Here is a 17670-nt window from a genome sequence, read left to right on the forward strand (position 1 = left end):
GCTTTACCCGATCAGGCAGCAGAGGGGTTCCCAGCCTTGGGAACGCCCTCTGCTGCTACCTGGCGGGGTTTGGCTGGCGCTGCACCGTCTCCCGTGCGGCCAGCCAGCCCAGGGCCGCCGCCAGCAGCACGGCGCCCGTCGCAGCGAAGGCCCAGCTGTAACCGAACCGGTCCGCCAGCAGGCCGACGAGCACCGGCCCGAGGATGGCGCCTATATCGGACGTCATCTGGTAGGCAGCCAGCACCGGTCCGCCCGAACGTTCACGGCCGATCACATCGGCAACCGCCGCCTGCTGCGCCGGGTTGAGCATTCCGGCACCCACGCCGGCCAGCATCGACGCGGCCAGGAACCACCCGAGCCCGTGGGTAAGCCCGATTCCGGCAGTCGCCGCGCCGGTGACCAGGAGACCCGCCACCATCATCGGCTTCCTGCCCAGGCTGTCCGCCAGCCTGCCTGACACTGTCAGGGCAAGGGCGTTCCCGGCAGCGAAGACTGCCAGCGCCCAGCCAGCCGCCCCGGGCCCGGAGCCCAGGGCCGTGACGGCAAAAAGCGGGACCGTGGCCATGCGCACGCCGAAGGTCGCCCAGCCGTTGGCGAAGCTGGAAAGCATGGCTGCCCGGTAGGCGCTGTCCCGCACCGCCTCACCGAGTTTCATGGCAGGCGCGCCCGCTGCCTCGCCGCGGGCCGACCCCGGTACGTGGCTGAGTTGCGTCTGCACCACCAGGGCCGCGAGGACGAGGGCACCGGCGTAGGCCAGGAACGGAACACGCAGGCCGAAGCCGGCCAGCAGGCCTCCGACGATCGGCCCGCAGACGTTGCCGATCAGGAACGCCGAAGCGTACGCACCCGACACCCGGCCGCGGCTCTCGGGCGGCGCCAGCCTGATCACCAGGGCCATCGAGGCCACAGTAAACATGACCGAGCCTGCGCCACCCAGCCCGCGGAACACCAGCAGCTGCCAGTAGCTCTGGGCAAAGGCACAGGCCGCCGTCGACGCGGCCACGATCAGCAGGCCAGCGACGTAGACCGGCCGTTCGCCGAGCCTGCCAATGAGGGCACCGCCGGCGGGCGCGAACAGCAGCCGCATGAACGCAAAGATACTGACGATGACGGCGGCGGCCGTCGCCCCGACGTCGAACGTGGTGGCGAACTGCGGCAGCACCGGGGCCACGAGGCCGAAGCCCAGCGCGATCAGGAACGCTGCAACGAGCATCACCTTGATGTCACGGGGCAGCGGAGCGCCGTCCGCGCGACGGACTGCGCTGAACCGGGGTTTGCCCGCGGCGTTACGGGGGAGAGGCGTCATGGAGCGGGGAATCCTTGCGAAACGGGCGGGATGGGCGTTTGGGGCGGCTGAAACATAACCGTAACAAGCAGGATATGCACCATTTACGTCAGGGAGGTTGTTGTAACAGACCGGCAATCTAAATCCTCCGCCAGCGAAACACACCGCGGCAAAACTTGATTCAGGACGCAAAAGGCGTTGGGCAGGCGGATCACTCCGCACTATTCGATCAAGAGAGGACGTGCACCATGGAACTTACCGCAGGTCACGTATGGCTCATGGTGGCGGCGGCACTCGTGCTGTTCATGACACCAGGTCTGGCATTTTTCTACGGCGGCATGACGCGCGCCAAGGCTGCACTGAACATGATGATGATGAGCTTCATCTCCATCGGCATGGTCGGCGTGGTCTGGGTGCTCTGGGGCGCATCGATGAGCTCCGGCGAAGGATTCCTGCAGATTGTCGGGAACCCGTTCGCCACGTTCGGCCTTGAAGGCATCACCAGCCCTGACGGCCTCATCAAGGTTGGCTACGCGGCCACCTTCGCAATCATCACGGTTGCCCTCATCAGCGGCGCCATCGCAGACCGCGCCAAGTTCGGCGCCTGGAGCGTCTTCGTCCCTGTCTGGGTCACCCTGGTGTACTGCCCCCTCGCCTACATGGTCTGGGGTGGCGGCCTCTTCGGTCCCGAGGGCGCCATCGGCAAGGCCCTCGGCCCCGCGATCGACTTCGCCGGCGGCACCGTGGTTCACATCAACGCCGGTGTGGCCGCGCTGATCCTGGTCCTCATCATCGGCAACCGCAAGGGCTTCGGCAAGGACCCGAACCACCGCCCGCACAACATCCCGTTCGTCATGCTCGGCGCGGCCATCCTGTGGTTCGGCTGGTTCGGCTTCAACGGCGGCGCCGCGACCACCGCGGAACAGGCCGGCCTGATCTGGATCAACACCCTCGCCGCTCCGGCCGCCGCCATGCTCGGCTGGCTGGTCACCGAACGCGTCCGTGACGGCCACCCCACCTCGCTGGGTGCAGCCTCCGGTGTGGTTGCCGGCCTCGTCGCCATCACCCCGGCCTGTGCAAACGTCAGCCCGGTTGGTGCCCTTGGACTCGGCGTGGTTGCCGGTGTGGCCTCCGCCCTGGCCGTGGGCCTGAAGTTCCGCTGGGGCTTCGATGACTCCCTGGACGTCGTCGGCGTGCACCTTGTTTCCGGCATCATCGGCACCGTGGCCCTGGGCTTCATCGCCCTGCCGACCGACGGCGTTGGCGGCGGCCTGTTCTACGGCGGCGGCTTCGCGCAGCTCTGGGCCCAGCTGGCCGCAGCCGGGGTCTCGATCGCCTACTCGGCCGTCCTGACCACGATCATCGCGCTGGCCGTCCACAAGACCATGGGCTTCCGCGTCTCCCAGGAGCAGGAAGCGGTGGGCGTGGACCTCAGCCTGCACGCTGAAACCGCCTACGAGTTCGGCGTCGGCGGCCACGGCGGCAGCTTCCAGCCTCTGCACGAGCTGATCACGGGCGGCCACACCAGCGGCACGGACGGGGTTCCCGCAGGCACCGACGGCAAGAAGACAGAAGCAGCAGCAGGCAAGGAAAGCGTGGGGGCATGAAACTGATTACGGCAATCGTTCGTCCGGAGAAGCTCGAATCGATCCGCGAAGGCCTGGAGGCCTACGGGGTCCAGGGCCTGACGGTCAGCGCGGCCAGCGGCTACGGCCGGCAGCGCGGCTACACCGAGGTCTACCGCGGCGCCGAGTACAACGTGGATTTGCTGCCCAAGATCCGCGTCGAGGTGCTGGCCACGGACGAACAGGCTGATGACATCCTGGATGTCATCATCGCCAGCTCCAACACGGGCCGCGCCGGCGACGGCAAGGTCTGGACGGTCGATGTCTTCGAAGCAGTGCGGGTGCGGACAGGTGAGCGCGGCGTAGCCGCCATCTAGCACCAGCCAACAGCCCAACGCAGCGGAAGGGCCGGTCACCAAACGGTGACCGGCCCTTCCTGCGTGCTGGGACAGTCCGGGGGCAGGCAGCCTATTTGGGCGCGCTGCCTGTTGGGGGCCGACAGCCTATTTGGGTCATGGGCCGTCGGAACCCGCACGGTATTCCTCCAGCGGAACCTTGCCTGCTGCCCAGGCGGCCAGCACCGGCTCCACGATCCGCCAGCACTCCTCCGCAGTGTCGCCCCTGACAGACAACAGGGGGTCACCGGTCAGGACGCCCTCCAGGACTTCGCCGTAAGGCAGCAGCTCGGAGGCGTTGAGTTCGGCCACGAGTGCGGCGCGGTCCAGGCTGAAGATGTCCCCGGGGCCGTTCACGTCGACGTCGAGCTCCAGCGTGTCCGGGCCGAAGCCGATGCGGAGCGTGTTGGGGGTGTCCCTTCCGGTGAAGCCGGCGGGAAGGTGCGGAACCGGCCGGAAGGTGACCACGGCCTCCTTGCGCCTGTCGCCCAAGGCCTTGCCGGAGCGCAGGATGAACGGCACGTCCTTCCAGCGCCAGTTGTCGATGTTCACGTGCACCTCGGCCAAGGTCTCGGTGTTCCGGTCCGGGTCCACCCCTTCCTCCGCGGTGTAATCGGGGACGTCCTTGCCGCCGAGGCTTCCTGCGAGGTAGCGCGCCCGCCGGGTGCTGTCCGTGTAGGGCGGCTTGACGCTGCTGGCCCGCAGGACGGCGGCGATGGCGTCGCGGAGGTCGCGTTCGCCGATGGTGGCCGGGGGCTCGATGGCCAGCAGCGCCATGATCTGCAGCAGGTGGCTCTGGATCATGTCGCGCAGGGCGCCCGCGCCGTCGTAGTAGCGCGCGCGTCCCTCCAGGGCCAGGTCTTCGTCGAAGACGATCTCCACCTTTTCGATGTGGTTCCGGTTCCAGATCGGTTCCAGGAAGGTGTTGGCGAACCGCAGGCCCAGTATGTTCAGCACGGTGGCCTTGCCGAGGAAATGGTCCACCCGGTGAATGTGGTCCTCCGGAACGAGGGACAGGAGGGTCCGGTTGAGTTCACGGGCGGACTCCTGGCCTGAGCCGAAGGGTTTCTCCATCACCAGGCGCGTGCCGGCGGGGACCTGTTCCGGGCGCAGGATTTCGCAGGCCTTCTGGCTCACCTGCGGAGGAAGGGCGAAGTAGACGGCAACCGGGCCCTCGAGGTCGGCCAGGAGCTGCGCGAGCGGGCCGTCCGCGGTGACGTCCGCCTGATGGTAGTCCGAGGACTTCGCCATGGCCGCCAGTGCGGCCTTTCCGGCCTCTGACGCATTTTCGGTGGCGCCGTCAAAAGCGGTGTGCACGCGTTCCTGCCACTGCTCCCGTGACCACGGATCCGAACCGGCACCCACGAGCTTCAGGCCAGCCGCCCGGCCGGAGGCCACCAGCCTGGCCAGGCCGGGGAGGAGGAGCCGGCCGGTGAGGTCGCCCGAGGCACCGAGGATGAGCAGGGTTTTTACAGTCGTTTGGCTCGTCACCCTGCCAGCATGCCATCTTGAAGGCGTGTCTTGATACCCTAGATAGTCGAGTCCCGTACATCCACTGAAAGAAGTACACGGCGCGTGTTCAATTCACTCTCTGACCGGTTGACAGCAACCTTCAAGAACCTCCGCGGCAAGGGCCGCCTCACCGAGGCAGATGTCGACGCCACTGTCCGTGAGATCCGGCGTGCCCTGCTGGACGCGGATGTTGCCGTGCCCGTGGTCCGCGAGTTTACCGGGCAGGTCCGTGAGCGGGCGCTCGGCGCCGAGGTTTCCGGGGCGCTGAACCCCAGCCAGCAGATCGTGAAGATCGTCAACGAGGAGCTTGTTGAAATCCTCGGCGGCGAGACCCGCCGGATCCGGATGGCCAAGACCGGCCCCACCGTCATCATGCTTGCCGGCCTCCAGGGCGCGGGCAAGACCACCCTCGCCGGAAAGCTCGCCAAGTGGCTCAAGGCCCAGGGCCACAGCCCCATCCTTGTTGCGTGTGACCTTCAGCGCCCGAACGCGGTGACCCAGCTGCAGGTCGTGGGCCAGCGTGCCGGCGTCCCAGTCTTCGCGCCGCACCCGGGCGCCACGTCCGAGCTCGAGCACCCGGCCGGCGATCCCGTCGCTGTCGCTCGTGCGGGCGTCGAGGAAGCACGCCAGAAGCTGCACGACGTCGTCATCGTGGATACCGCCGGACGCCTCGGCGTTGACGCCGACATGATGGAGCAGGCGCGCCAGATCCGCCGGGCCATCGTGCCCAACGAAGTCCTCTTCGTGATCGACTCCATGATCGGCCAGGACGCCGTCAACACGGCCATGGCCTTCGATGAAGGCGTGAACTTCACCGGCATCGTGCTGTCAAAGCTCGACGGCGATGCCCGCGGCGGTGCCGCGCTGTCCGTTTCGTCGGTCACCGGCAAGCCTGTGATGTTCGCTTCCACCGGCGAAAGCCTGGACGACTTCGAACTGTTCCACCCGGACCGGATGGCCTCGCGCATCCTGGACATGGGTGATGTCCTCTCCCTGATTGAACAGGCGGAAAAGTCCTGGGACAAGGAAGAAGCCGCCCGGATGGCGAAGAAGTTCGCCGACCAGGAGGACTTCACCCTGGACGACTTCCTCGCCCAGATGCAGCAGATCCGCAAAATGGGCTCCATGAAGAAGATGCTCATGATGATGCCCGGTGCGCAGAACATCCGGCAGCAGCTGGAGCAGTTCGACGAGCGCGAGATCGACCGGGTGGAGGCCATTGTCCGCTCGATGACCCCGCACGAGCGCGTGGCCCCGAAGATCATCAACGGTTCCCGCCGGGCCCGCATCGCCCGCGGCTCGGGTGTGCACGTCTCGGAGGTCAACGGGCTGCTGGAACGCTTCGCCCAGGCCCAGAAGATGATGAAGAAGATGGCCCAGGGCGGCGGCATGCCGGGAATGCCCGGGATGCCCGGCATGGGGGCCGGCGGCGCCCGCAAGGGTGGCAAGAACGCGCCCAAGAAGAAGGCCCGTTCCGGCAATCCTGCCAAGGCGGCGCAGGAGCTGCGCGAAGCCGAGGCAAGGCGGGCCGCGGGGGCCAAGGCGGTGCCCACGGGAGCAGCCTTCGGCCAGCAGTCGGGCGATTTCGATCCGTCCCAGCTGAACCTGCCCAAGGGCTTCGACAAGTTCATGGGCGGCAAATAGGGCGCACGGTCATGTCGGCCGGCGCCGATGTCAGACCGCTGCCATAAGGTTGGGTCATGTATAAGCAGCGGGTAGTGTTCGTCCACGGTGCCGGGAACTTCGGCTCCGTGGCGTGGCCGCGCCAGCACGGCATGGCCCTGCGGTACGACGCCCTGTTTCTGCGGCGCCACGGCTTTGACGCCGGGGCCGAACCGCTGGAGACCGACTTCGCCGAGGACGCCCGCATTGTGCTGCGTTCCCTGGCGGACGACGGCCGCGGGGCCGCCGGGGGCCACGTGGTGGCGCATTCGCAGGGCGCGATCGCCGCGATGATGGCCGCCGTCGAGCGTCCCGACCTGGTCTTCTCGCTGACACTCGTGGAACCGGCCTGCCTGTCGCTCACGGCCGACCTGCCCGCCACCGCCGCGCACCGCGCCCTGATGGAGCCGCTGTTCGAGGTCCGGCACCAGCTGGGCGACGACGATTATGAGCGCGAGTTCCGGCGCCGCGCCTTCGCCGCTGACACGCCGGAGCCCAGTACCCCCGAAGCGAAGCGCGCCGCACGGCGGCTGCGGCTGCAGGCACCGCCCTGGGAAGCGCCGCTGCAGATCGTCCCGGGTGTTCCCACCCTGGTGCTCACCGGCGGCTGGGAGCCGCTGTACGAGGAAATCGCCGGCTACCTCCGCGAGACGGGCGCCCTGCACCGCATCGCTGCCGGAGGGCACCGGCCCCACGATTCACGCGAGGGCGACCGCTACATCCGATCGTTCATCGCCGAGGTCAGCCGGCGGCAGCAGCCCCGGGCGTCATAAACGATCGGGCCCCGACCGGCCGGCCCCCCATGCCAGCCGGACGGAACCCCGAAGCACCGTTAGTTGCGCGCCGATTCCGGAAGCCGCAGCTCCGGCAGGTAGACCTTTCCGCCCGCAGCGAGGAATTCCTGGCTCTTCTCACGCATTCCCTCCGCCATTTCGGCGAGTGCGGCCTGCGCTTCGGCTGATCCGTATTCGTTCCGGATGTCCTGGCTGATCCGCATGGAGCAGAACTTGGGTCCGCACATCGAGCAGAAGTGCGCGGTCTTGGCGGGTTCCGCAGGCAGGGTCTCGTCATGGAAGGATTCGGCCGTCACCGGGTCCAGCGACAGCGCGAACTGGTCGCGCCACCGGAACTCGAACCGGGCCTTGGACAGCGCATCGTCGCGCTCGTTCGCGCCGGGGTGCCCCTTGGCAAGGTCGGCGGCGTGCGCGGCGATCTTGTATGTGATGACGCCCGTCTTCACATCGTCCTTGTTCGGCAGGCCCAGGTGTTCCTTCGGCGTGACGTAGCAAAGCATGGCCGTGCCGTAGCGGGCGATTTCGGTGGCGCCGATGGCCGAGGTGATGTGGTCGTAGCCGGGGGCCACGTCCGTGACCAGCGGTCCCAGCGTGTAGAAGGGAGCACCCTTGCAGAGCTCCTGCTGGCGCTCAACGTTCTCGCGCACCAGGTGGAACGGGATGTGCCCCGGCCCCTCGACCATGACCTGGACGTCGTATTCCCAGGCCCGCTGGGTCAGCTCAGCCAGCGTGTCCAGTTCGGCGAACTGCGCGGCGTCGTTGGCGTCCGCCGTCGCACCCGGCCGGAGGCCGTCGCCCAGCGAGAAGGCGACGTCGTACTTCGCGAAGATCTCGCAGAGTTCGTCGAAGTGGGTGTACAGGAAGTTTTCCTGGTGGTGGGCCAGGCACCAGCCCGCCATGATCGATCCGCCGCGGGACACGATGCCGGTTACGCGGTTCGCCGTAAGCGGCACGTACCGCAGCAGCACGCCGGCGTGGATGGTCATGTAGTCCACGCCCTGTTCGCACTGTTCGATGACGGTGTCGCGGAAAATCTCCCAGGTGAGGGCGTTCGCTTCGCCGTTGACCTTTTCCAGGGCCTGGTAGATCGGCACCGTGCCGATCGGCACGGGGGAGTTGCGGATGAGCCACTCACGCGTCGTGTGGATGTCGTCGCCCGTGGACAGGTCCATGACCGTGTCCGCGCCCCACTGGGTGGCCCACTGCAGCTTGTCCACTTCCTCCGCGATGGAGCTGGTGACGGCCGAGTTGCCGATATTGGCGTTGATCTTCACCAGGAACGCCTTGCCGATGATCATCGGCTCGGATTCCGGGTGGTTGATGTTGCTGGGGATGATGGCCCGTCCGGCGGCGAGTTCGCTGCGGACCAGTTCCACATCGCAGTTTTCGCGGAGGGCCACGAAGCGCATTTCGGGGGTGATGACGCCTTGGCGCGCATAGTGCATCTGCGTGACGGTCCTGCCGTCAGCCGCGCGGCGGGGCACCGGCCGGGCGCCCTTCCATTCGGCGGAAGCCGCGCCGCGGCGCACGGCCGACTTGCCGTCGTCGAGCAGGTTCCGTTCACGTCCGTCATACGTCTCGGTGTCTGCCCGTGCCGTAATCCACTCCGAGCGGAACGGGGCGAGGCCCACCAGGGGGTCGCTTCCCGGGCCTGCCGTGCGGTAAACCCGCAGCGGTTCGTTCTGCTCGCCGTTCGGTGAGGGCTCCAAGGCGATTTCCGTTACCGGAACCCGCAAGCCGTCACCTTCCAGATAGGCCAGTGAATGGGATTTCAGCGACTGCATGACACTACCGGCAGCGTTAACGGCGGTTTCGCTCTGGGCTGCATCAATTTGGGCAGGGCTCAGCCGTGATTTCTGGGTGCTCAATTTACTGCTCACTTCCTTCGCCGGCATTACCCGGACAGGTTCAACGGTCGCAGGCTGCGCCAGCCTGATCTCAGCCCCTGCAGGGGCCCCCGTGTGGTCGTAAACGAAGCTACCACACCCCGGATTGGACCTGTCCATCTATGAAAAGCCGGTCCGACGAGCCCGTTTGCCGCCACGGAAGCCGATTAAGCTGGAAGCCATGGCGCACATCATCGAATTCAGCGGACCCGTGCTCACGGCTGCGGACGAGGAACGCAGCGGGCTCTGGTCCGTGGACGGGAAGCTCACGTTTGATCCTCCGGGCCGGCGACCGGACGCCGTCCTCGATGGCTGGGTCCTGCCCGGTTTCGCCGATGCCCACTGCCATATCGGGCTGGGCCCGGGCGGCGCCGTGGACGACGCCGTGGCGTATGCCCAGGCGATCACGGACCGCAACGCCGGCACGCTGCTGGTCCGTGACGCCGGGGCCGCCAGTGACACCCGGTGGCTGCAGCAGCGGGCCGATACGCCGCGCATCATCCGGGCCGGCCGGCACGTTGCCCGGTCGCGCCGTTACCTGAGGAACTTCGCCGTGGAAGTCGAACCGGAGGGCCTCGTGGAGGCGGTGCGCAAGCAGGCGCGCGAGGGTGACGGCTGGGTCAAGCTGGTGGGGGACTGGATCGACCGGACGGCCGGCGACCTCACACCGTCGTTCCCGCCCGCTGCCGTGCGGGACGCCGTGCGGGCCGCCCACGACGAGGGGGCGAGGGTCACGGCACACTGCTTCGGCGAGGACACCCTGGATGACATGCTCGACGCCGGCATCGACTGCATCGAGCACGCCACGGGCCTGCTGCCCAGGCACATTCCCCGGTTCGTCGCGCAGCAGGTGCCGATCGTTCCGACACTCATCAACATCGCCACCTTCCCGGACATCGCAGCCCAGGCCGAGCCGAAGTTTCCGCGGTATGCCGGGCACATGCGCGCACTGTGGTCCCGCCGTCGTGAGCGCGTCCTGGAGGCCTATGAGGCCGGCGTCGAAATTTACGCGGGAACGGATGCCGGAAGCGTGATCCGCCACGGCCGTATCGCGGACGAAATCCTCGAACTTCACGCCGCCGGGCTGCCGGCTCCGGCCGCGTTGGACGCTGCCTGCTGGCGGGCGCGCCGCTGGCTGGGCGCCGAAGGCCTGGCCGAAGGTGCGCCGGCGGACGTGGTGGTCTGCCGGGAGGATCCGCGCACGGTGCCGGGGACCATCCGCAGTCTCGCGAACGTGGTGTTGGGGGGCAAGATCGTCCATTAGGAATAAATTGAAGCTTCAAGTAATTTAGAGATGTAGAGGCCGCCGAAATCCGGTGGTCCGGACATTCGGGAGTATTCAATGACAGCAGCAGACAGCAGCCAGGACTTGCTTCCTGCCGACCTCACCATGGGCACCGTCATGCTCAAGGTGGGCGACATGAAGCTCATGACCGACTATTACCAGCGCGCCCTCGGGCTCGATGTCGTCGCCGAGCAGGACGGCGGCCTCTACCTCGGCCGGCTCAAGACGCCCCTGGTCCACCTCGCCCCCGCTCCGGGCCTCAACATCCCCGACCGGGGCGAGGCCGGCCTCTTCCACACGGCGCTCCTCTTCGAGGACCAGTCCTCGCTCGCCGCCACCGTAGCCAGCGCGGCCCAGTACGAGCCGCAGGCCTTCGTGGGCAGCGCCGACCACCTGGTCAGCGAGGCCTTCTACTTCACCGATCCGGAGGGCAATGGCATCGAACTCTACTGGGACCGCCCGCGTTCGGCGTGGTCCTGGGAGGGCAAGAACGTCGTGATGGACAGCCTGGCGCTCCCGCCCCAGCGGTATCTGCAGGAGCACCTCACGCAGGAATCGGTGGAGGGCCAGCGGGGCGCGGACGCCGAGGTGGGGCATGTCCACCTTCAAGTGGGTGACGTGCAGTCAGCCCACGACTTCTACGTCGGCACCCTCGGATTCGAAAAAACGGCGGGCTGGCACGGCCAGGCCCTGTTTGTGTCCGCCGGCGGCTACCACCACCACATGGCCATGAACGTCTGGAACAGCCGGGGCGCCGGTCCGCGCCGGGACACGCTGGGACTCGGCGAGGTTCTCATCGAGGTCCCGTCGGGGGACGACGTCGGCGCCCTCGCCGAACGTCTCAAGGTCGCCGGGGTCGAATCGCACCACACCGGCGCCGAGCTCCGGTTCGAGGATCCGTGGCGCAACCGCCTCCGCGTCGCCGTTCGATAAGCCTCGCCGTTCGATAAGCGTCGCCGTTCGGTAAACCGGGTGCGCTCCCGGGGAACCCGGTTGGGTTAGGCTGACATCCGAAGGGCCCTGGCGCTGCCGGGGCATGCACGCCCCGACGGAATGAGGACGAATCCATGGGCTTCACTGAAGTGTTTGTCGCCACCCACAACGACGCCCTCAAGCGCGCAGAGGCGCTGGAAGGCGGTGCGGCCGCCGGGGACGGCATCCGGATCGCCGGCATCAGTGATTTTGAGATCGAACAGCTCGGCGACCTCGCCGGTGCCGCGGTGCACGCCGCGGGTGCGGACTATGAGCTGGCCATGGTTGACGTGGCCAGTGATTCACTGCTGGGCGTGCCGGCGGCGATGGTCCGGGCTCTGGCTGAGCTCCTCACGTACGAGTCCGAGGGTGAAGGCAATGTCCTGGATGAGGTGGCCGAGCGCTGGGCTGCCGAGGACGACATGCCGTTTGGAGCCGTGGAAGCCAGGAAATATGTCCAGCAACTCGCTGAGCTCGCCGGGACCGTAGACGAAGGCAGCAGGACCGGCCTCTACGTCTGGTCTTCGTAGCGCAGCCAGGTTATTCCGGTACCTGTGGGACTCGGTCCGCACGTCAAGTCGAATTAACGCGGACGATCTGGCACAATGAACAGGTACTCGATCTGCGTGGCCCCTCTCTCCGCGTCTGGATCCTGTCCTTTTCGAACCCCAAGTACGGCCCGCCCCACGGGTGCAGAACGCGGGTTCAACCCCGTTTCAGAAACAGGAGTGACCACAAAAGTGGCCGTAAAGATTCGCCTTAAGCGCTTCGGTAAGATGCGCGCACCGTACTACCGCATCGTTGTTGCCGACTCGCGCACCAAGCGTGATGGCCGTGCCATCGAAGAGATCGGCAAGTACCACCCCACCGAGGAGCCCTCGTACATCGAGGTCAACTCCGAGCGTGCGCAGTACTGGCTGTCCGTTGGCGCGCAGCCGTCGGAGCAGGTCGCCGCGATCCTGAAGATCACCGGTGACTGGCAGAAGTTCAAGGGTCTGCCGGGCCAGGAAGGCACCCTGAAGACCAAGGCCGACAAGGAAGCATTCGTTGCTCCGGAGAAGGGTTCCGTGATCATCCCGGAAGCCATCACCAAGAAGGCCAAGGCATCGGAAGCCCCCGCCGAGGCTGAAGCAGAGACCACCGAGGCTGAGTAAGTTGCTGGCAGAAGCGCTCGAACACCTTGTCCGCGGCATTGTCGACTCCCCTGAGGACGTCAAGGTCAGCGCCAAGAACAACCGCCGCGGGGATACCCTCGAGGTGCGCGTTCACCAGGAAGACCTGGGACGGGTAATCGGACGCCAGGGCCGCACCGCGCGTGCACTGCGCACGGTCGTGGCGGCGCTGGCAGATGGCGAGCAGGTCAGGGTCGACGTCGTCGACACCGACCGCCGCCGGTAACGCGCCTGCAACACTTGTCTTAACGTCCGGCCCCTCCACCAGCTAACGGTGGAGGGGCCGGACTGTTTTGGGCCCTGGCTGTGTTCAGGACGCCCGCCATAGTCCTAACCACGCATCACAAACAGAGGAACACATGCAGCTTCAGGTGGCCCGTATCGGCAAGCCCCACGGAATCCGCGGCGAGGTGACCGTCCAGGTGCTCACCGACGCTCCGGAGGACCGGTTCGTTCCCGGCACCGAGTTCGTGGTGGAGCCCGCCTCCGCCGGGCCGCTCACCGTGAGCAGCGCCCGCTGGAACAAGGACATCCTCCTGCTCGGTTTTGAGGAGGTGGCCGACCGGAACCGCGCCGAGACCCTGCGCGGCGCCAAGCTGTTCATCGAGACTGAAGAGCTGGACGAGGACGACGACGAGGGCTGGTACGAGCACGAGCTCGTCGGCCTCGAGGCCCGCGTCGGCTCCCAGGCCGTGGGCAAGGTTGCCGCCCTGAACACCATGCCGGTGCAGGACCTGCTCGTCGTCGAAACCCCGGACGGCAAGGAAATCCTCATCCCGTTCGTGGAACAGATCGTCCCCGAAGTGAACATCGAGGAGGGCTTCGTCCTGCTCACCCCGCCGGCTGGCCTGTTCGAGGTCAACGAGGAAGGCGGCGCGGAGGACCCGGAGACCAGGGGCTCGGACTCCGTCGAGGAAGAGGCTGAGCCGGAGGCCAAAGCATAGATGAGAATCGACGTCGTCAGTATCTTTCCCGAGTACCTGGCACCGCTGGAGCTCTCGCTCATCGGCAAGGCGCGCCAGGACGGGCTGCTCGACCTGAACGTGCACGACCTCCGCACCTTCACCACCGACCGCCACCGCACCGTGGACGACACGCCTTACGGGGGCGGTGCAGGAATGGTGATGAAGGCCGAGCCGTGGGCGCAGGCGCTCGAGTCCGTGGCGGCGGCCCGGCCGGCCGGTGCGGCCAAGCCCGTGCTGATCGTCCCGTCCCCGGCGGGGGAGCGCTTCAACCAGGCGCTGGCCTACGAACTTGCCGAGGAAGAGCATCTGGTGTTCGCCTGCGGGCGGTACGAGGGCATTGACGAGCGCGTCATCGAATGGGCCGGGGAGCACTTCACGGTGCGCCCGGTCAGCCTCGGCGACTACGTCCTCAACGGCGGTGAAGTGGCAGTCCTGGCCATGGTGGAGGCCATCGGCCGGTTGCTCCCCGGCGTGGTGGGCAACCCCGAGTCGCTTGTGGAGGAGTCGCATTCGGACGGCCTGCTCGAGTACCCCGTCTATACCAAGCCGTCGGTCTGGCGGGAACGGGAAGTCCCGCCCGTCCTGCTCAGCGGAAACCACGGCAAGATCGCGCAGTGGCGCCGCCACGAACAGTACCGCAGGACGGCGGAACGCCGTCCTGACCTGCTGCAGGCGTTCGACGCCGGAACCCTGCCCCGTGCCGACCGCACCGCTCTCGCGGACCTGGGGTACGACGTCGTCGACGGCCACCTGAAGCGACGCCCGGAAGCCTGATCTGTTCCCGGGAACCCGCGTGTCCCACATGGAACGGAACGGTCCGCAATTAACCAATTCGTTCCATATGGGGCATAATTAATCCTTGTGTCTGCTGGGTCCGCACCTGCCACAGGGGGAGCGCAACCAACAGCAGGACACCCCGGTGCCGCCAACAGGTGGCGGGACCGGACCTCAACACTTCGGCGGCGATTCCCGGAATTGTCCGGGCTTGGCCGCCGTGACCCAAAGTGGATGACCTGTGGCGTTCACCAGGAGTGGATCAATGCATATCCTCGATTCCGTAGATGCAGCCTCGCTGCGCACTGACGTTCCCGAGTTCCGCGCGGGTGACACCCTCAAGGTTCACGTGAACATCATCGAAGGCAAGAACTCCCGCGTCCAGGTATTCCAGGGCTTCGTCCTGGGCCGCCAGGGCGACGGCATCCGCGAAACCTTCACCGTCCGCAAGGTTTCCTTCGGTGTCGGCGTTGAGCGTACCTTCCCGGTGCACTCCCCGATCATCGACAAGATCGAGGTTGTCACCAAGGGTGACGTCCGCCGCGCCAAGCTTTACTACATGCGTGCACTGCGCGGTAAGGCTGCGAAGATCAAGGAAAAGCGCGACTTCAGCACCGCCAAGTAAGTCCAGCCGGACTTTCACGGCGGGTCCCCACCCCGTGTCCGGCCAGCGCCGGAGCCATCCGCAACAGCGCCACAGGATACGGATTATGGACCAGACAAAACGCCAGCCAGGGAAACCGGGCTGGCGTTTTGCGTTGCTGGCTGTGCTGGCTGCCGTCCTGGTGAGCGCGCTGATCCGCTCCCTGTGGCTTGACGTCTATTACATTCCGTCCGCCTCAATGGAGCCGCTGTTCGGCACGGGGGACAGGATCCTGGTGTCCCGCACGGACTTCCAGTCCGAACCGATCCGCCGCGGCGACGTCGTCGTGTTCGACGGCCGTGGCTCGTTCGCGCCGCTGAACAGCGGGGAAGGTCAGCTGCAGGAAGCGGCGGCCGCGGCAGGGCACTGGCTGGGACTGACCGGCAGTGATACTACATACGTAAAGCGGGTCATTGGCCTCCCCGGCGACCGCGTGGCCTGTTGCGACGCCTCCAGCCGCCTCACAGTGAACGGTCAGCCGCTCGTGGAACCCTACCTGTATGACGGTGATGCAGCGAGCACCCAGAAGTTCGACGTGACTGTGCCGGAGGGCCGGCTGTGGCTGCTCGGTGACCACCGCTCGGTGTCCGCGGACTCCCGCAGCCTGCTGGGGGCGCCGGGCGGCGGCATGGTGCGGTCGGACAGGGTGATCGGCAGGCCGGTACAGATCCTCTGGCCGCTTGATAGATTTGCGTCAGTGGCACGGCCGCCGTTGACGGCCAACACAACAACAAAGGACGGACAGTAAATGCCGGAAATTGATCCCGGGAGCTCCGAACCGCGGCAGTCGGCCGCGCGGCCGGGACGGCATGCCGCCCAAGAGCCTGTTTCCGAGGTGTCCGCCGCCGGCGGGTCCGGATCCGGGTCACCTGCTCCAGCCGGCCCCCGCCGCCAGGACAAGGCCCGTGGCCGCAACCCCTTCCTGCTGTGGCTGAAGGAAATCGCCACGGTGGTGGTGATCGCCGTCGTGCTGTCCTTCCTCATCAAAACCTTCCTGTTCCGGGCCTTCTACATTCCGTCCGAGTCGATGGTGAACACGCTGGACATCAACGACCGTATCTTCGTGAACCTCCTTGTTCCGGAGCCGTTCGCCCTGTCGCACGGCGACGTGGTGGTCTTCAAGGACACCAAGGGCTGGCTGCCGCCCACACCACAAAAGGCCGACGGGCCGTTCAGCGTTGTGGAGGACGGGCTGACCTTCGTAGGCCTGCTGCCGGACAACTCCGAGCAGCACCTGGTCAAGCGGGTCATCGGGCTCCCGGGGGACCACGTTATCTGCTGTGACGCCGGTGGCAAGATCACCGTGAACGGCGCCGCGCTGGATGAAACGTACGTCAATCCGGCCGAAGTGCCGGCAGTGCGCACCTTTGACGTCGTCGTCCCGCAAGGCAAAGTCTGGGTGATGGGGGACAACCGCAACCACTCGGCGGATTCCCGTGCCCACACCGACACCAATGGCGGTTTCGTGGACATCTCGGATATTGAAGGCAAGGCGGCCGTCATCGCCTGGCCGATGAACCGCTGGGCCGCCCTGGACAACTATCCCGACGTCTTCAAGAATGTTCCGCCGGCAGGCTAGCCATGTCAGTTGCACCCACCCTTGACTACGAGAAGCGGTTCCTGCCCCGCGGGGCACGGTTCCTGGCCGGCGTCGACGAGGTAGGCCGCGGCGCCCTTGCTGGTCCGGTGAGCGTGGGAATCGCCGTCGTTGACCTGCAGAAAATGGAACTGCTGGCCGACGTGCGGGACAGCAAGCTGCTCAAAGCGGCAGACCGCGAGCGCCTCGACCCGCTGGTGCGGGCCTGGAGTGTCGCGTCCGCGGTGGGACATGCCAGCGCGCGCGAAATCGACGAACTCGGCATCATGGGCGCCCTCCGGACGGCCGGTAACAGGGCCTGGTTCAAGATCCTCGGTGCCGGCGTCACGCCTGACGTCGTCCTGCTCGACGGCAGCCACAACTGGCTCTCTCCCGTGGCCCAGCCATCCCTGTTCGACGAAGTCATCACGGACCCCGGCTGCGACGCGCCCGTCCACACCCTGGTCAAGGCCGACATGCAGTGCCTCAGCGTGGCCGCAGCGAGCGTCCTGGCCAAGGTGGAGCGCGACCAGCACATGCGGGAACTTCACCTTGAGTGTCCGGACTTCGGCTGGGACGTCAACAAGGGCTACGCCACGGCGGCGCACCGGGAAGCGATCCGCACCCACGGCCCAAGCCTGTACCACCGGGTCAGCTGGAACCTGCTGTCCGAGTAGCCAACCGGCTGTCCGCGCCGCGCAGTGTCGCAGTGTCTGCCGCGCAGTGTCTTAGGGCAGCGCGGATGCGCGGGTACCGGCCGCATGGTGCAAGATGGAACCATGAGTGCCGAAGACCTTGAGAACTATGAGACCGACATGGAGCTCCAGCTCTACCGGGAGTACCGCGACGTCGTGGGTCTGTTCAGCTACGTGGTCGAGACCGAGCGGCGCTTCTACCTCGCCAACCACGTGGACCTGCAGGCGCGCAGCGCCGACGGCGAGGTCTACTTCGACCTCACCCTCCAGGACGCCTGGGTCTGGGATGTCTACCGTTCAGCGCGGTTTGTGAAAAGCGTCCGGGTCATCACGTTCAAGGACGTCAACGTCGAGGAACTGCCGCGCAATGAGGAGCTCGCGCTGCCCAAGGACGTCGACCTCGGCAACTGAGGGTAGTGCTCCTTGAGGCGTTTTAGGGCGCCACTATTCCTCCACTGCCGGTTTTTTCTGGCCTTTCCCACATAGCGT

General features: G+C 66.7%; 19 protein-coding genes and 1 riboswitch. Of the genes, 16 read left to right on the forward strand and 3 right to left on the reverse strand.

The annotated features are described in order from the left end of the window. Positions 1-55: 55 nt before the first annotated feature. Positions 56-1306, reverse strand: coding sequence for an MFS transporter (locus ACFTSA_RS11160; protein WP_377951316.1), 1251 nt, complete (start codon positions 1304-1306; stop codon positions 56-58). A 227-nt stretch (positions 1307-1533) separates the two neighbouring features. Between ACFTSA_RS11160 and ACFTSA_RS11165 the strand changes: the two genes are divergently transcribed. Both ACFTSA_RS11165 and ACFTSA_RS11170 read left to right on the forward strand, forming a co-directional pair. Beyond that, the gene (locus ACFTSA_RS11165) at positions 1534-2892 is read left to right on the forward strand and encodes an ammonium transporter (protein WP_377951317.1); all 1359 of its coding nucleotides are present in this window, start codon (positions 1534-1536) and stop codon (positions 2890-2892) included. Continuing rightward, positions 2889-3227: a P-II family nitrogen regulator gene (locus ACFTSA_RS11170; protein WP_003806050.1), complete on the forward strand. Its 339-nt coding sequence runs from the start codon at positions 2889-2891 to the stop codon at positions 3225-3227. Before ACFTSA_RS11165 ends, ACFTSA_RS11170 begins: the two co-directional genes overlap by 4 nt. Positions 3228-3362: 135 nt before the next feature. On the opposite strand, the gene ACFTSA_RS11175 is transcribed toward ACFTSA_RS11170, so the two are convergent. After that, entirely contained in the window at positions 3363-4736 is a 1374-nt protein-coding gene (locus tag ACFTSA_RS11175) for a glucose-6-phosphate dehydrogenase (RefSeq protein WP_377951319.1), read from the reverse strand. An 84-nt stretch (positions 4737-4820) separates the two neighbouring features. Here ACFTSA_RS11175 and ffh point away from each other — a divergent pair, with 84 nt between their 5' ends. Both ffh and ACFTSA_RS11185 read left to right on the forward strand, forming a co-directional pair. Further along, complete coding sequence (gene ffh, locus ACFTSA_RS11180; protein ID WP_377951320.1) at positions 4821-6401, forward strand: signal recognition particle protein; 1581 nt, start codon at positions 4821-4823, stop codon at positions 6399-6401. A 56-nt stretch (positions 6402-6457) separates the two neighbouring features. Continuing rightward, complete coding sequence (locus ACFTSA_RS11185) at positions 6458-7192, forward strand: alpha/beta fold hydrolase (RefSeq protein WP_377951321.1); 735 nt, start codon at positions 6458-6460, stop codon at positions 7190-7192. 59 nt (positions 7193-7251) lie between these two features. Here ACFTSA_RS11185 and thiC read toward each other — a convergent pair whose 3' ends face one another. After that, positions 7252-9081, reverse strand: coding sequence for a phosphomethylpyrimidine synthase ThiC (gene thiC / locus ACFTSA_RS11190; RefSeq protein WP_377951322.1), 1830 nt, complete (start codon positions 9079-9081; stop codon positions 7252-7254). Continuing rightward, positions 9077-9184: riboswitch (TPP riboswitch) on the reverse strand. Its footprint overlaps the gene before it by 5 nt. 96 nt (positions 9185-9280) lie before the next feature. On the opposite strand from thiC, the gene ACFTSA_RS11195 reads away from it, so the two are divergent. The 12 genes from ACFTSA_RS11195 to ACFTSA_RS11250 all read left to right on the forward strand — a co-directional run bounded on the left by ACFTSA_RS11195 (position 9281) and on the right by ACFTSA_RS11250 (position 17592). After that, positions 9281-10363 (forward strand): amidohydrolase family protein, encoded by a 1083-nt coding sequence (locus tag ACFTSA_RS11195; protein ID WP_377951323.1) that lies wholly within the window; start codon positions 9281-9283, stop codon positions 10361-10363. A 78-nt stretch (positions 10364-10441) separates the two neighbouring features. Beyond that, a complete protein-coding gene (locus ACFTSA_RS11200; RefSeq protein WP_377951324.1) occupies positions 10442-11317 on the forward strand; it encodes a VOC family protein in 876 nt (291 codons plus the stop codon). 134 nt (positions 11318-11451) lie between these two features. Further along, a complete protein-coding gene (locus tag ACFTSA_RS11205) occupies positions 11452-11886 on the forward strand; it encodes a hypothetical protein (RefSeq protein WP_377951325.1) in 435 nt (144 codons plus the stop codon). Positions 11887-12096: 210 nt separating this feature from the next. Continuing rightward, a complete protein-coding gene (gene rpsP, locus ACFTSA_RS11210) occupies positions 12097-12510 on the forward strand; it encodes a 30S ribosomal protein S16 (protein ID WP_102972220.1) in 414 nt (137 codons plus the stop codon). Position 12511: 1 nt separating this feature from the next. Continuing rightward, positions 12512-12754 carry an RNA-binding protein gene (locus tag ACFTSA_RS11215; RefSeq protein WP_076802241.1) on the forward strand — a complete coding sequence of 81 codons (243 nt, stop codon included), beginning with the start codon at positions 12512-12514 and terminating at the stop codon, positions 12752-12754. A gap of 133 nt (positions 12755-12887) precedes the next feature. Beyond that, positions 12888-13472, forward strand: a complete 585-nt coding sequence (gene rimM / locus ACFTSA_RS11220) for a ribosome maturation factor RimM (RefSeq protein WP_377951326.1) — start codon at positions 12888-12890, stop codon at positions 13470-13472. Next, on the forward strand, positions 13473-14267 hold the full coding sequence (trmD, locus tag ACFTSA_RS11225; protein WP_377951327.1) for a tRNA (guanosine(37)-N1)-methyltransferase TrmD: 795 nt from the start codon (positions 13473-13475) through the stop codon (positions 14265-14267). Between the two features lie 265 nt (positions 14268-14532). Beyond that, positions 14533-14892, forward strand: coding sequence for a 50S ribosomal protein L19 (rplS, locus tag ACFTSA_RS11230; RefSeq protein ID WP_377951328.1), 360 nt, complete (start codon positions 14533-14535; stop codon positions 14890-14892). Between the two features lie 85 nt (positions 14893-14977). After that, on the forward strand, positions 14978-15658 hold the full coding sequence (gene lepB / locus ACFTSA_RS11235; RefSeq protein ID WP_377951329.1) for a signal peptidase I: 681 nt from the start codon (positions 14978-14980) through the stop codon (positions 15656-15658). After that, the gene (lepB, locus tag ACFTSA_RS11240; protein ID WP_377951330.1) at positions 15659-16489 is read left to right on the forward strand and encodes a signal peptidase I; all 831 of its coding nucleotides are present in this window, start codon (positions 15659-15661) and stop codon (positions 16487-16489) included. 2 nt (positions 16490-16491) lie between these two features. Further along, positions 16492-17163, forward strand: coding sequence for a ribonuclease HII (locus ACFTSA_RS11245; RefSeq protein WP_377951332.1), 672 nt, complete (start codon positions 16492-16494; stop codon positions 17161-17163). A 102-nt stretch (positions 17164-17265) separates the two neighbouring features. After that, positions 17266-17592 (forward strand): DUF2469 domain-containing protein, encoded by a 327-nt coding sequence (locus ACFTSA_RS11250; RefSeq protein ID WP_003806068.1) that lies wholly within the window; start codon positions 17266-17268, stop codon positions 17590-17592. The last annotated feature ends 78 nt before the right edge of the window (positions 17593-17670 follow it).

Origin of the sequence: Arthrobacter sp. NPDC057013 (assembly GCF_042674585.1) — a bacterium.
Taxonomy (GTDB): domain Bacteria; phylum Actinomycetota; class Actinomycetes; order Actinomycetales; family Micrococcaceae; genus Arthrobacter.

Bases quoted from the DNA above. Each gene is read 5' to 3' on its own strand.
- ACFTSA_RS11160 (WP_377951316.1), bottom strand. From the start codon at position 1,306: ATGACGCCTCTCCCCCGTAACGCCGCGGGCAAACCCCGGTTCAGCGCA.
- ACFTSA_RS11165 (WP_377951317.1), top strand. From the start codon at position 1,534: ATGGAACTTACCGCAGGTCACGTATGGCTCATGGTGGCGGCGGCACTC.
- ACFTSA_RS11170 (WP_003806050.1), top strand. From the start codon at position 2,889: ATGAAACTGATTACGGCAATCGTTCGTCCGGAGAAGCTCGAATCGATC.
- ACFTSA_RS11185 (WP_377951321.1), top strand. From the start codon at position 6,458: ATGTATAAGCAGCGGGTAGTGTTCGTCCACGGTGCCGGGAACTTCGGC.
- ACFTSA_RS11195 (WP_377951323.1), top strand. From the start codon at position 9,281: ATGGCGCACATCATCGAATTCAGCGGACCCGTGCTCACGGCTGCGGAC.
- ACFTSA_RS11200 (WP_377951324.1), top strand. From the start codon at position 10,442: ATGACAGCAGCAGACAGCAGCCAGGACTTGCTTCCTGCCGACCTCACC.
- ACFTSA_RS11205 (WP_377951325.1), top strand. From the start codon at position 11,452: ATGGGCTTCACTGAAGTGTTTGTCGCCACCCACAACGACGCCCTCAAG.
- rimM (WP_377951326.1), top strand. From the start codon at position 12,888: ATGCAGCTTCAGGTGGCCCGTATCGGCAAGCCCCACGGAATCCGCGGC.
- trmD (WP_377951327.1), top strand. From the start codon at position 13,473: ATGAGAATCGACGTCGTCAGTATCTTTCCCGAGTACCTGGCACCGCTG.
- rplS (WP_377951328.1), top strand. From the start codon at position 14,533: ATGCATATCCTCGATTCCGTAGATGCAGCCTCGCTGCGCACTGACGTT.
- lepB (WP_377951329.1), top strand. From the start codon at position 14,978: ATGGACCAGACAAAACGCCAGCCAGGGAAACCGGGCTGGCGTTTTGCG.
- lepB (WP_377951330.1), top strand. From the start codon at position 15,659: ATGCCGGAAATTGATCCCGGGAGCTCCGAACCGCGGCAGTCGGCCGCG.
- ACFTSA_RS11245 (WP_377951332.1), top strand. From the start codon at position 16,492: ATGTCAGTTGCACCCACCCTTGACTACGAGAAGCGGTTCCTGCCCCGC.
- ACFTSA_RS11250 (WP_003806068.1), top strand. From the start codon at position 17,266: ATGAGTGCCGAAGACCTTGAGAACTATGAGACCGACATGGAGCTCCAG.